Source organism: Orrella marina, from assembly GCF_003058465.1.
Taxonomy (GTDB): Bacteria; Pseudomonadota; Gammaproteobacteria; order Burkholderiales; family Burkholderiaceae_B; genus Algicoccus; species Algicoccus marinus.
This window is the reverse complement of the sequence record NZ_CP028901.1, coordinates 2,591,370-2,604,173: the sequence shown is the minus strand read 5'-3', so window position 1 is coordinate 2,604,173 and position 12,804 is coordinate 2,591,370. Positions and strand designations below refer to the sequence as shown.

The window sequence follows — 12,804 nt, the reverse complement described above, 5'->3', positions numbered from 1 at the left end:
AACGTCAGGACAAAGCGGTGGTAACGGGGGACTAATTGATTAAACGACTTGAGGGAGTCAAACATGAAATTTGAAATGCTGGAAAATACCGATAAAGGGACAGTAATCAAGGTTGTGGGTGTTGGTGGAGCCGGCGGAAACGCAGTTGCTCACATGATCCGCAACGGTGTGCAGGGAGTTGATTTCATTTGCTGCAATACCGATGCACAGGCGCTCGCAGCGACCATGGCGCCAGTCCAGATCCGTCTGGGCCGTACGGGTCTTGGCGCAGGTGCCAAGCCGGATCAGGGGCGATCGGCTGCAGAAACCGCTCGTGAAGAGATACGTGCGGCTCTCAACGGCGCCAACATGGTGTTCATCACGGCAGGCATGGGCGGCGGAACGGGTACTGGTGCCAGCCCGATCGTTGCTGAAGTGGCCAAGGAGCTAGGCATTCTGACAGTGGGAGTGGTGACCAAACCTTTCCTCTTCGAAGGCAACCGTCGCCTTAGTATGTCAGAAGACGGGATTGACGAGCTGTCCAAGCACGTTCATTCGCTAATCGTAGTGCTTAACGAGAATTTGTATGACCTGATGGACGAGGATGCGACGCAGGAAGACTGCTTCAAGTCCGCAGATGACGTGCTGTATAACGCTTGCGCCGGTATTGCAGAGATCATCAATGTTGAAGGCAACATCAACGTTGACTTCGAGGACGTCAAGACCATTATGGGCGAGCAGGGTAAAGCCATGATGGGCACTGCCGTATCGAGCGGAGAGGACCGTGCCATCAAGGCAGCACAGCAGGCGGTTTCATGCCCGCTGCTCGAGGGCATCGATTTGCACGGTGCACGTGGCGTGCTGGTCAATATCACCGCGAGCAAGTCTCTCAAGATGCGCGAAACCAGGGAGATCATGGATCATATTCGCAGCTTTGCAGCCGAGGATGCAACCGTGATTTTTGGTACGGCCTACGATGAGGCAATGGGTGACAGCTTGCGGGTGACAGTGGTCGCGACCGGGCTCGGGCGCAGCCGTCCGCAACTTGTCCAGAATCAGGATTCGCAGCAGTATGTTCGTACGGGAACCGATGACGCGCCCATGGCGAATGGGCAGCAGGATATGAGAACACCGTCAGTCATGCGCAATCCGCGTGGGCAGGCATCTGCACAGGTTCGTGCTTTGGAAACCGCTGGCATGGATCATTACGATATTCCAGCATTCCTGCGCCGTCAGGCCGACTGAGTCTGTCACCTGGTCAGGTAGTACCACATGACCTGACTGCTACTCCCTCAGCACGCATGCTTCGAATGAGGCATGCGTGATCCCACACGCTCATTCCCGGTGAGCTGGTGGTGCGGTCAGGTGTGTCTGGGTGATTTAATTGGGTGGCACGCAGATGAAACGCGTTACAATACTCAACCCTCTGATTATTAGGTAGTTGCGAATGTTCCGGCAACGAACCATTAAAAACATCGTTCGAACGACAGGCGTCGGCCTGCACTCTGGAAGGCGCGTAGAGCTCACATTGCGTCCGGCTGAAGCGAATACGGGTATCGTGTTCCATCGTGTCGATCTGGACCCAGTGGTTGATCTGCCAGCGTCTGCAGATGGAGTGCGTGACACCCGTCTGGCGTCTGTGCTGCAGGTCGGGAGTGCCCGTGTCTCGACAGTTGAACACCTGATGTCGGCCCTTGCTGGCATGGGAATTGACAATCTCCATGTGGATCTCAGTGCCGAAGAAGTGCCAATCATGGATGGCAGTGCTGCAACGTTTGTTTACCTGCTCAGATCTGCAGGGCTGCAGGAACTTAATGCGCCCAAGCAGTTCCTGCGCGTTCTGAAACCTGTCGAGGTATGTGAAGGAGAAGGACCTTCCCGGAAATGGGCCCGTCTCGAGCCGTACGAGGGTTTCGCACTGTCATTTGCAATTGATTTCAAACACCCTGCAATCGATTCAACGGCGGATTTCGCGGAAATCGATTTTGCGAAGCACTCCTACGCCAAAGAAATCGCAAGAGCGAGAACGTTTGGATTCGTCAACGAGGTTGAAGCGCTGCGTGCAATGGGACTTGCCCGCGGTGGAAGTCTCGAGAATGCGATCGTTCTGGATGAGTACCGTGTTCTCAACCAGGACGGTTTGCGTTATGACGATGAGTTTGTCAAGCACAAGATCCTGGATGCAATTGGCGACCTCTACCTGATTGGTAAACCCCTGATTGCCAGGTATAGTGCCAGCAAGTCCGGACACGCCATCAATAATCAGCTTGCGCGCGCATTGCTCAGTCAGCAGGATTGCTGGGAGCTCGTGACATTTGAATCAGCTGAGAAAGCGCCAGTTGCCTTCAGGCGCGAATGGCAACTTGCCTGACTTCAGTCTGGCAAGGCGCGCTCTGATTTCTTGGGTGCTCCCGGCATATCCGGTTTCAAGATATCTGGTACAGGCGCACTGTTTACGTGTGCTGGCGCAGGCAGATTTGCTCGCACGGATCGCGTCACCCATCATACGAAACTGGACCGGTCATCATCCTCGTTGGCGCTGGACCGGCTCCGCCTCAGATCTCGCATCTGAGGCCCTGACTAACGGCAGAACAAGCATTGTTTGCATCAATGTTGCCGGAGGCTTTTTTGGTCGGTAACCCCGGTTACGCTCTCGTGAAATTGGGCGATGTAGCAATTTTTGACAAATTCATGCCGTTTTGTCGTTTACACTGAGACGCTGGCACCGTGCTTCAAGGCTTGTGTCGTTTTAAAAGTGCCTCGACAGCATCGGCTAATTGCCCAGGTTTGAGTGTGCTTGCGAGCACCTCAAAATGACCAAGATCTTCCGATTGAAGTGGCCTTAACTGCCTTGGTAGTTCTGGCGCCTTGGTTCCGGGGGCCGCAGCGGCACTGATGCGAAGCTTGACGTCCTTCACGTTCCAGCCATCACGCATCATCCGGTCGCAGATTGTCTTTTTTAACTGTCGCAGCTTTGCGGTTTGCGCTGAGTTGTAGGTGGTTATCTCCAGAACGCCCTGTTCGAAACCTGTCACAGAAATCTGACGAGTCAGCGTGCTCGGCAGGGATTTTTTGACTGATGACTCGAGTTGAATCAGGCGGTGTGCAGCCAGCAGAACGCTTGAAGCGCCCTGGTCTGAGTCGAGCCAGCGCATGGGGTGCTTGTCTGGATGCTGCGAGATATTGGTAGCCATGCGAATCTATTTTTTTGAACGAATTCTGATAGGGTAGCGAAGATTTTGTGTTTTTGCGAAATACATCGATGAAATTAATTCAGAACGTCGTTTCAGTATGTGCAGTGCTTGCTTTTATAGGCATCTCTGGTCCGCACGTACATGCTTCTCCAGCTTTGACTGAAGGTCCATCTACAGATGCAGTCCCGTTGTTTGATAATCTAGAGTCGCTTGATCGACAACAGATAGACCACGCCCGCAGTCACCAGTTGGACCCGCTCGATGGAGCGGAGGATCTGATTGCCATCTGGCCGGTTCTGGGGCAGTCACGACTGAGTTCGGAGTTCGGCAAACGCAGACACCCCATCCGCAAAGCTTTCATCATGCACAAGGGAATTGACCTCGCTGCGCCAAGGGGAACGCCAATTCTTGCCGTTTCGGCTGGGGTCGTGACGTTTTCCGGGTGGCGTAACGGATATGGCCGGATAGTCGAGATCCGTCATCCGAATGGCTGGACTTCGGTCTATGCCCATGCACAGCGTCTGATGGTCAAGAAAGGTGAGCGTGTTTTGCAGGGCCAGTCGATTGCCCAGGTTGGTTCAACGGGGGATGTGACGGGTCCGCATCTGCACTTCGAAATTCGTAAGAACAATAAGCCGGTCAATCCGTTGACTTTGTACCCGGACGGCTATGCGTACGTGATGCAAAGTCTCTGACACACTCGTATCGTGCGTTACACTGAAAGGCTCAATGGCGGCCATCTTTTTTCGCCTCGGATCTAAACAGAATGCTATCGATCATCAAGAAAATCGTCGGAACTCGTAACGACCGCATCCTTAAGCAGTTGCGGCGTGAGGTCAAGCGGATCAATGCGCTCGAACCGTCCATGCAGGCACTGTCCGAGCAGGAACTACAGGAACTTTCAGGCAAACTCAAGGAGCGGGCCGTCGGTGGAGAGTCCCTCGATGCCCTTTTACCGGAGGCTTTTGCGCTGGTGCGAGAAGCCAGCAAGCGTGTGTTTAACATGCGACACTTTGATGTGCAGTTGATCGGCGGTATGGTCCTGCACTCAGGGAAAATCGCTGAAATGCGCACCGGTGAAGGCAAGACGCTGATGGCAACACTGCCGGTCTACCTGAATGCACTGACCGGTCGTGGTGTTCACGTTGTGACGGTCAATGATTACCTTGCACGTCGTGACGCCGAGTGGATGGGCCGTCTGTACAACTTTCTGGGAATGAGTGTTGGTGTTGTCGTACCAATGCAGAGCAACGAAGAGAAGCGTGCTGCGTACCAGGCTGACATCACATACGGAACAAACAACGAATTCGGATTTGACTACCTCCGCGACAATATGGAGTATCGAGCCGAAGACAGGCGCCAGAAACGTCTTGTCTTCGCGATTGTTGATGAGGTGGACTCGATCCTGATCGATGAGGCTCGTACGCCTTTGATCATTTCAGGTCAGGCCGAAGACCACACTGCGCTGTATCTGGCGATGAATGATGTTCCTCCCCAGCTTGTGCGCATGGAGCACGAGCCCAAGCCGGGTGAGCCTGAGGCCGAGGGTGACTATTGGGTGGACGAAAAGAATCACCAAGTCTATCTGTCTGAGGCAGGACACGAGAATGCAGAGACGATTCTGAGCCAGAAGGGGCTGCTTCCCGATGGTGAGTCGCTCTACGATCCGCGTCACATTGGATTGATGCACCATCTGATGGCAGCTTTGCGTGCCCACAGCCTGTTCCATCGGGATCAGCACTATGTTGTCCAGAATGGTGAGGTCGTGATCGTTGACGAGTTCACGGGGCGTCTGATGGTGGGGCGTCGGTGGTCCGATGGACTGCACCAGGCAGTGGAAGCCAAAGAGGGTGCCAAGATTCAGCTTGAGAACCAGACGCTCGCCTCGATCACGTTCCAGAACTATTTCCGGATGTACGAGAAGCTCGCTGGCATGACAGGTACTGCGGATACCGAAGCTTACGAGTTTCAGGAAATTTATGGACTCGAAACCGTTATCGTGCCGACCAACAAGCCGATGGTGCGAAAGGACACACATGATCAGATCTACAAGACTGATCAGGAGAAGTACAACGCTATCATCAATGACATCAAGGCTTGCCAGGAACGTGGGCAGCCGGTTCTGGTCGGAACGACGAGTGTCGAGAATTCCGAACTCATCTCAAATGCGTTGACGCAGGCCGGACTCCAGCATGAGGTGCTTAACGCCAAGCAGCACGCACGAGAGGCAGACATTATCGCGCAGGCGGGCAAGCCTGGCGCGATCACAATTGCGACCAATATGGCCGGTCGCGGTACTGACATCGTGCTAGGGGGAAATGTCCAGAAGCAGATCGAGATGCTTGAGCGTGACACCTCGCTTGACGATGTGCAAAGAGAGCAGGCAGTCGAGAAACTGAATTCCGAGTGGGAAGGTCTGCATCAGAAGGTTCTGGATGCAGGCGGTTTGCATATTATCGGCACCGAGCGACACGAGTCACGCCGCATCGATAACCAGTTGCGTGGTCGAGCAGGTCGTCAGGGCGATCCCGGATCAACGCGATTCTATCTGTCGCTTGAAGATTCCCTGATGCGGATATTTGCGGGTGATCGCGTTCGCGCCATCATGGAAAGACTCAAATTGCCAGAAGGCGAACCGATCGAGGCGGGGATGGTCAACCGGTCGATCGAATCGGCGCAACGTAAGGTTGAAGCGAGAAACTTCGATATTCGAAAGCAGTTGCTTGAGTATGATGATGTCGCCAATGACCAGCGTAAGGTGATCTACTCGCAGCGTAATGAAGTGCTCGAAGCCGACAGCATCGTTGAGCGTATCGTAGATCTGCGTGATGGTGCCTTGACAGATCTGGTGCGTCATTACGTCCCGGCCGGGTCCGTTGAAGAGCAGTGGGATCTTCCTGGATTGCAAGCTGTGCTGGAAGCTGACTGGCAAATTCAGTTGCCGATCGTAGAGACTGTAGAGAAAGCCAAGGAGTTCGATGACGATGATCTGGTCAAGATGGTCGTTGAGGCTGGCAAAGCAGCCTATGACAGCAAGATCGAGCAGGTTGGAGAGGAAACCTGGCGCCCGTTCGAGCGTTCGGTCTTTCTGCAGGTAATTGACAATCACTGGCGCGAGCACTTGGCAGCGCTTGATCACTTGCGTCAGGGTATTCATCTGCGCGGATATGCCCAGAAGAATCCCAAGCAGGAGTACAAGCGCGAGGCGATAGAGTTGTTCTCGCACATGTTGCAGCGTATCCGGGACGATGTCACAAAGCTGATGTTGACCGTTCGAGTCAAGAGCCCTGAGCAAGTGCAGGAGGCTGAGCAGCAAGCTGAACAGTCTCACGTGCAAAATGTTCAATATCATCACTCGGATTACGATGATGCGCTTGCCGAGCCGGCATCAGCGCAGCGTGCAAGCACCGCCCAGGCGGAACACAGCGCGAATCAGGCAGCCAGTGCAGTTGGACAGAAGGTTGGACGAAATGAGCCTTGCCCATGTGGCAGTGGCAAAAAATTCAAGCACTGCCACGGAAAGTTGGCGTAGGTAGAACGCAACGCCTGCGGTATCAGAAAACCGGGTCCAGAGTGGCCTGGTTTTTTTTGGTGGTGCGCCCAGCATGAGCGCACACCTGCGGGTGCAAGTCCCGCTGCGAGCTGGTCACAGTGAGCAAAGTGAAGCGCAACTGCGAAAGGGCGACCGGTCGTGGAGAGGAAGTTCGGAGCGTAAGTCGCGAGCCGATGGGCAAGAATCGCCTGGTGCGCACCTGCACGCCGGGTGGTGTGACAGCGTAGCAGTCTGTGAGGATTGCCCCCCATCCCGATTGGTAAGAGGTCGCGGTGGAACCTGGATAATACTCTGACTGAATCAGCTTGGTTTGTGAGGGGGCGTGAGGTTTTCAGGGTTTATTTTGCCACACCACCTCAGGACTGGTCTATGCTGATTCTTCCGCTTTGTAAGCGCGCCTCGTGCAGGGAGAAGACAGCATGCAGTGCAGCAGATCCTTGGTGATGTGACCGGAACCAGGATGACTGACATGGTTCGGTTTCTGGTCCTTTTGGTGGTGATGGTTAGCCTGTCCCTGTCACAAGACGCAACTGCCCAGCGTTCTGTCGATGGATTGACTCACATCACAGTTCAACTGAACTGGATGCATCAGTTTCAGTTTGCTGCGTTCTACGCCGCACGTGCTCAAGGGTTTTACCGCGAGTACGGGCTGGACGTTACACTAATTGAAGGTGGGCCTGAGATCAATCCGGTCGATATGGTGGTCTCAAATCAGGCCCAGTTCGGTGTGGCCAACACCGGGCTCGTCGTCGATCGCTATCAGGGTAAGCCAGTGGTGGTGCTCGGTGCCTTGCTCCAACACTCCCCGATCGCCTTGCTTGCCCGGCGGGATAGAGCCATTGAGTCTGTTGCGGATCTCAAGGGTAGGACAGTCCAATGTTTTGTGCATGCATGTGATGAGGTGTCGGCCTACCTTCGTGCGTACGGCCTGGATGGTGACGCCATGCTTGATTCCCGATCAATCTCTGCAAACACTTTGCAGCGGCTTGATCGCGTTGATGCAACTGCAGTCTATCTCACCAATGAGGGGTTTTCGCTCCAGGGACAAGAGGACAAGTTTCTGCTTCTCTTGCCGCGCTCAGCCGGTATTGATCTGTACGGCGAGTTGCTGTTCACGTCTGAAGACTATTTGCAGCAATTTCCCGAGGTTGTGGCGAATTTCCGGCAGGCAACCTTCAAGGGTTTGCGTTATGCGGTGGAGCACCAGCAGGAGATGATCAACGAGATCGTTGCCAATTACAACTCGCAGGGGAAGTCGCCTGCTCATCTGGAGTACGAGGCGCAACGTCTGAAGGATCTGGTGAGAGTGAATCTGATCGAACCGGGCTACATGAGTGAGGGCAGGTGGCGATATGTGCGTGATATCTATGCGGATCTTGGCCGAGTGTCGATGGACTTCAGCATGGACGGCATGTTCTACGACTTCCATCTTGAGCAGAAAAATGCCGCACGCCTTGTCCGCTTCACAGCCTTGACGTTGGCGGTAGTCCTGGTTATCGGGGCGGTGGCCGGGTATATTTTTTACCTCAATCGTCGCCTGAGAAAAAGTATCCGCGATCTGGATCGGCTCAACGCAGAGCTAACCCGAACGGCCCATTACGATCCCCTGACAGATGTACCGAATCGTATTTTACTGACCGAGCGGATTAATCAGGTTTTCGAGATGGCGCGCAGACGTGACTTTCGTTTTGCGATCCTGATGTGGTAGATCTGGATCGGTTCAAGCCAATCAACGACCGCCATGGACACACCGTTGGGGACGAAGTGCTGCGCGAAGTGGCTAAGCGCATACGGGCGACCATCCGCAGGTCAGACACGATTGGACGGTTTGGTGGAGATGAGTTTGTCATCCTTCTCTCGGAGGTAGACAGCCCGGAAGGTGCATTGACGGTAGCCAGCAAGATTCGAGATATGCTTGACTCGCCTGTGGTCGTGACCAAAGACCTGCAGGTGTCGGTCGGTGCTTGCGTAGGGGTTGCTGTGTATCCGGAGCATGGCACCACGATTACCGAGCTCATCGGAAACGCCGATGTCGCCATGTATCATGCAAAGGAGACTGGGGGTGGTCGGGTCCAGGTTTTTAGTGAGGAAATCCTCGCGGCGCAGTTAAAAAAACACGCTGTCATTGACTTGTCGAATGCGGTTGGCGCGCATTGAGTACTGAAATCCGCGCATTCTCCCAGCCAGCCAGCCAGGCTGGCCACGAAGCGGCATTCAGGCATAACCGAATCGCAAGCAGCGGTTTTAGCTCAGGCTGTTAGTCTTTGGTCCCACCAGAAGCCCCGCAATCAAACCCCAGGGTTATTTATGCCGGGGGTTTATATTTCCCAGACGCCGCCCAGATCCTCACTGAGTCGCTTTGCTGTCTCCTGGACGGCAGGAATCAGCTGATTGAACAGTTCGTCCGTGCAGCGATATAGCGGAATAACCAGGGAAACTGCGCCTAGGAGATGTTGTTCTGACTGAAAAACCGGGCACGCAATGGCAGCACTTTCTGGGTCCCGTTCAGCTTTTGTTACGCAATAGCCAGATTCGCGAATGTGCTGAAACCGCTCGCCCTCGGCCTGATCTTCAAACGCCCTGATCACGTGTCCGGCAGCGCCAATATCCAGCGGGAATGCTTTCCCTTCTACGACATGCATCCGGACCGAGCGTCTGGGCTGAATCTGGTGAAGGCACACACGGGCATCGCCTTCACGAACGTACAGTCCGGCACTCTCACCAGATGTTTCGACGAGTGCGCGAAGGTGTGGAAGAACGTAGTCTGACAGTTTGAAAGATCGCCGGTACATCTCGCTAAGAATCAGGACTTTGGGGCCAACAACATACCGGCCATTAGGAAGTCGCTTTGCGTATCGTGCGGCAATCAGTGACTCCAGTAGGCGCAGAATTGTGCTTTCGTACAGTCCTGTTTCCTCCGAAATCATGGAAAGTGTCAAACCGTTCTCGCTGGATTCAAACGCTGAAAGTACCTGAAGGGCACGGTTAACCGCCCCGACGCCGACTTTCCCTCCAGAACCATCATCGTTCGACCTGCTACGGGTTTTCACGAGTACTCCCATGTTGTTCTAACTATAAAAATAGAATTAAATTCTAAAAAATTAATATCCTATCAGAAAATCAAATCCGCAAAAATGCTCTTAGAGCAAGTATCTGGCAAGACAGACATTTAGCTCGCCGCATGGTCATGTGTTCTCAGACAAATCGACTTGCAGAATGACAGCCGTGGTGGATGTTTTTTCAATGTGCAAACAAGGAGGATAGTACGTGACACTCAGGACAATTTTTGGCGCAGCCGCAGTAGCGGCTAGTCTATTAACATCAACTTACGCTGCGGCTGCTTATCCAGAGAAGCCGATCACATTCATAGTCGGCTTTTCTCCCGGAGGAACTGCAGATGGCACAGCAAGGATGCTTGCTGATCTGATGTCAAAGGATCTTGGACAGCCCATCGTGGTTGAAAACAGGGCAGGTGCGAATGGAAACATCGCAACATCCCACGTAGCGAGACAGGCTCCCGATGGCTATACATTGTTCATTACTTCAATTGGCCATACTGTCAATCCATGGCTCAGTGAGAATGTTAACTACGATCCGGTGAAAGATTTCACTGCTGTTGGCAGAATCCTGACCGCGCCAAACCTGATGGTGGTTCCAGCGTCTTCCCCGTTCAACAATGTTCAGGAGGTGATTGCTTTCGCCAAGGAAAATCCTGGCAAGTTGAACATGGCGTCATCGGGTACAGGCACCTCAGTGCACTTGTCAGGTGAGCTTTTTCAAAAACTCGCGGGCGTGGAGTTCACCCACATCCCCTACAAGGGAACCGGCTCGGCAATGCCAGACTTGCTGTCAGGTGTGACACAGGTCATGTTCCCCAACCTTCCAAGCGCTTTGCCGCAGGTCAGGGGAGGCAATCTCAAGGCAATGGGGGTGACGTCTGCCGATCGCTTCCAGGGGGCGTCAGATATTCCGACAATCGAGGAAGGTGGCGTGCCTGGATATGATCTTTCCACCTGGTACGGCATGATCGGACCTGCAGGAATGGATGCTGCAGTCGTCGAACAGTTGAACGCCTCGCTCCAGAAGGCACTATCAGACCCAGCTGTTCAGGAATCGATGCTCAAGCGAGGCTCAACAGCTGCTCCTGGTTCTTCAGGTGAATTCGAGGCATTTCTCGAAGCTGAGAGCAAAAAGTGGTCTCAATTAATCAAAGACGCCAATATAAAGGCGAACTGAGATTAGATCTGCTGCGTCAGAGATGGGTCAGTGAGTTAACGCAATAGCCGGTTTCCGGCATTTCTGGATCCCGGCTATTGAACTGGCGAGCTGACCTGCTTCTTACAGCGGTCAACGTTCTACTTGATTCCCGCCCGCATGAAGGACTGTACAAACTGTCTTTGAAATATCAAAAAACCGATCAGTAATGGAGCAGCTGTCAGCAAAGTGGCAGCTGTGATGATTGACCAGTCGATTCCCTGGTCACTGGATGAGAACACTTGGAGGCCAACAGTCAGCGGGCGTGACTCTACGGAGTTGCTGACAACCAGCGGCCAGAGAAAGTTGTTCCAGTGATGGCTGATGGACACCAGAGAGAATGCGAGATAAGTCGGTTTAGCCAGTGGAATGTAGACATGGCGAAGAATCTGGAGCGTTGAAGCTCCTTCCATCTGCGCTGCTTCAACGAGTTCCTGTGGAATGGTTTTGAATGTCTGGCGCAGGAGAAAGATGGCGAATGCTGAAGCGAAGTAGGGCAGACCAATCCCGAAGAGTGTATCGACAAATCCGAGCGTTGATAAGGTCTGATAGTTCCGGATGATCAGGATTTCAGGCATCACCATGAGCTGAACCAGTACCAGAGAAAACAGAATGTTTTTTCCGGCAAACTCGTAGCGTGCAAATGCGTAGGCAGCCAGCGTGCACAGTACCAGTTGAATGCTGAGAATAATCAAAACCAGCAGGACGGTGTTGATGTAATAGATAGGGAACGGTGCTGCGTTCCAGGCTGCATAGAAATTGTCGAGCGTTAGTGGTGCGGTCAGTACAAACTGCGTGGCAAACTCAGATGGATGAAATGCGGCCCACAGCGCATAGAGCAAGGGCATGATCCATACCAGTCCCAGTACCCAGGCACCAAGTGTTTCTAGCCAGTTACGTTCATCCAGTCTATTGTATCGGGTGGTTGTGATCGAGCTCATCTGTAATGGGTTCTCTTGTCGAGCAGGAAAAACTGCATCAGGCCGATGACGGCAAGAATGGCCAGCAATACGATCGTGAGGGCGGATGCGTAGCCTTGGTCCCAGTATTTGAAGCCCACCTCGTACAAATAGAAAAGTAGCAGTGATGATGCGTTGTTTGGTCCGCCATTAGTCATCACAAAGATGTGATCGACCATTCTGAAAGCGTTGATCAACGCATTGACCAGAACAAAAACGGTGGTGGGCATCAGCAATGGCCACTGCACCTTCCAGAAGAAGTACCACTTGCTTGCGCCCTCGATCTGGGCTGCCTCGCGATAGCTCGGACTGATTGTCTGAAGCGCGGCGAGATAGAAAATCATGAAGAAACCCGCTTCCTTCCAGATGGCAACCACTGTGATGGAAACAAGTGCCAGAGAAGGGTTGCCCAGAAAGTTCTGGCTAGGAAAGCCAAAAGCCTGCAATACCTGGTTGATCAGCCCATAGTCAGGGGTGTAAAAAAAGATCCAGATGTTGGCCACTGCGATCATCGGCATGACGGTCGGCAGGAAGTATGACATCCTGAGAAACTGCCTACCCATAATCTTGTCATTGACCCAGATTGCCATGGCGATGGAAATCCCCATGGAAGCTGGAATCGTCATGACAGCAAACCAGAAATTGTTGCGCATGGCCTGCCAGAATACCGGGTCCTCGATCATGACCTGATAGTTCTCCAGTCCCACAAATACCGAAGGACGTGAACCTCGTGGCGTGGACATGAAACTGTCAATCAGGCTGGCGACCGCCGGAAAATGCGTAAAACCCACCAGCAGAATGAAGGCGGGCAGTAAAAGAAGATAGGCCTGAATCTGGCGATTGGTTGCGTTCATGTAAGTTCAGT

11 protein-coding genes are annotated in these 12,804 nt (G+C 53.3%); 7 read left to right on the top strand and 4 right to left on the bottom strand.

Going from position 1 to position 12,804, the window contains the following annotated elements; genetic code table 11:
* Positions 1-63: 63 nt before the first annotated feature.
* Together ftsZ and lpxC are read left to right on the top strand one after the other, a co-directional pair.
* Positions 64-1,224 (top strand): cell division protein FtsZ, encoded by a 1,161-nt coding sequence (ftsZ, locus tag DBV39_RS11765; RefSeq protein ID WP_108621688.1) that lies wholly within the window; start codon positions 64-66, stop codon positions 1,222-1,224.
* A 202-nt stretch (positions 1,225-1,426) separates the two neighbouring features.
* Complete coding sequence (gene lpxC, locus DBV39_RS11760; RefSeq protein WP_108621687.1) at positions 1,427-2,350, top strand: UDP-3-O-acyl-N-acetylglucosamine deacetylase; 924 nt, start codon at positions 1,427-1,429, stop codon at positions 2,348-2,350.
* 361 nt (positions 2,351-2,711) lie between these two features.
* Here lpxC and DBV39_RS11750 read toward each other — a convergent pair whose 3' ends face one another.
* Entirely contained in the window at positions 2,712-3,173 is a 462-nt protein-coding gene (locus DBV39_RS11750) for a DciA family protein (RefSeq protein ID WP_108621685.1), read from the bottom strand.
* Positions 3,174-3,361: 188 nt separating this feature from the next.
* Here DBV39_RS11750 and DBV39_RS11745 point away from each other — a divergent pair, with 188 nt between their 5' ends.
* The 4 genes from DBV39_RS11745 (at position 3,362) to DBV39_RS11730 (ending at position 8,883) form a co-directional block, all read left to right on the top strand.
* The gene (locus tag DBV39_RS11745) at positions 3,362-3,868 is read left to right on the top strand and encodes a M23 family metallopeptidase (RefSeq protein WP_227870608.1); all 507 of its coding nucleotides are present in this window, start codon (positions 3,362-3,364) and stop codon (positions 3,866-3,868) included.
* Between the two features lie 71 nt (positions 3,869-3,939).
* Positions 3,940-6,705 (top strand): preprotein translocase subunit SecA, encoded by a 2,766-nt coding sequence (secA, locus tag DBV39_RS11740; protein WP_108621683.1) that lies wholly within the window; start codon positions 3,940-3,942, stop codon positions 6,703-6,705.
* A 445-nt stretch (positions 6,706-7,150) separates the two neighbouring features.
* A complete protein-coding gene (locus DBV39_RS11735) occupies positions 7,151-8,434 on the top strand; it encodes an ABC transporter substrate-binding protein (RefSeq protein ID WP_108621682.1) in 1,284 nt (427 codons plus the stop codon).
* A complete protein-coding gene (locus DBV39_RS11730; protein ID WP_108621681.1) occupies positions 8,428-8,883 on the top strand; it encodes a GGDEF domain-containing protein in 456 nt (151 codons plus the stop codon). The genes DBV39_RS11735 and DBV39_RS11730 overlap by 7 nt, the downstream gene beginning before the upstream one ends.
* A 161-nt stretch (positions 8,884-9,044) precedes the next feature.
* Here the strand turns inward: DBV39_RS11730 and DBV39_RS11725 are convergent, their stop codons facing one another.
* Complete coding sequence (locus tag DBV39_RS11725; RefSeq protein ID WP_159078922.1) at positions 9,045-9,776, bottom strand: IclR family transcriptional regulator; 732 nt, start codon at positions 9,774-9,776, stop codon at positions 9,045-9,047.
* Between the two features lie 217 nt (positions 9,777-9,993).
* Here DBV39_RS11725 and DBV39_RS11720 point away from each other — a divergent pair, with 217 nt between their 5' ends.
* Complete coding sequence (locus DBV39_RS11720; RefSeq protein ID WP_159078921.1) at positions 9,994-10,962, top strand: Bug family tripartite tricarboxylate transporter substrate binding protein; 969 nt, start codon at positions 9,994-9,996, stop codon at positions 10,960-10,962.
* 119 nt (positions 10,963-11,081) lie between these two features.
* On the opposite strand, the gene DBV39_RS11715 is transcribed toward DBV39_RS11720, so the two are convergent.
* Both DBV39_RS11715 and DBV39_RS11710 read right to left on the bottom strand, forming a co-directional pair.
* Positions 11,082-11,921, bottom strand: a complete 840-nt coding sequence (locus DBV39_RS11715) for a carbohydrate ABC transporter permease (RefSeq protein WP_108621678.1) — start codon at positions 11,919-11,921, stop codon at positions 11,082-11,084.
* A complete protein-coding gene (locus DBV39_RS11710) occupies positions 11,918-12,793 on the bottom strand; it encodes a carbohydrate ABC transporter permease (RefSeq protein ID WP_108621677.1) in 876 nt (291 codons plus the stop codon). The genes DBV39_RS11715 and DBV39_RS11710 overlap by 4 nt, the downstream gene beginning before the upstream one ends.
* Positions 12,794-12,804 lie beyond the last annotated feature (11 nt).

Coding starts and splice junctions, on each gene's coding strand:
- DBV39_RS11715 (WP_108621678.1), bottom strand. CDS start 11,921: ATGAGCTCGATCACAACCACCCGATACAATAGACTGGATGAACGTAAC.
- lpxC (WP_108621687.1), top strand. CDS start 1,427: ATGTTCCGGCAACGAACCATTAAAAACATCGTTCGAACGACAGGCGTC.
- secA (WP_108621683.1), top strand. CDS start 3,940: ATGCTATCGATCATCAAGAAAATCGTCGGAACTCGTAACGACCGCATC.
- DBV39_RS11750 (WP_108621685.1), bottom strand. CDS start 3,173: ATGGCTACCAATATCTCGCAGCATCCAGACAAGCACCCCATGCGCTGG.
- ftsZ (WP_108621688.1), top strand. CDS start 64: ATGAAATTTGAAATGCTGGAAAATACCGATAAAGGGACAGTAATCAAG.
- DBV39_RS11710 (WP_108621677.1), bottom strand. CDS start 12,793: ATGAACGCAACCAATCGCCAGATTCAGGCCTATCTTCTTTTACTGCCC.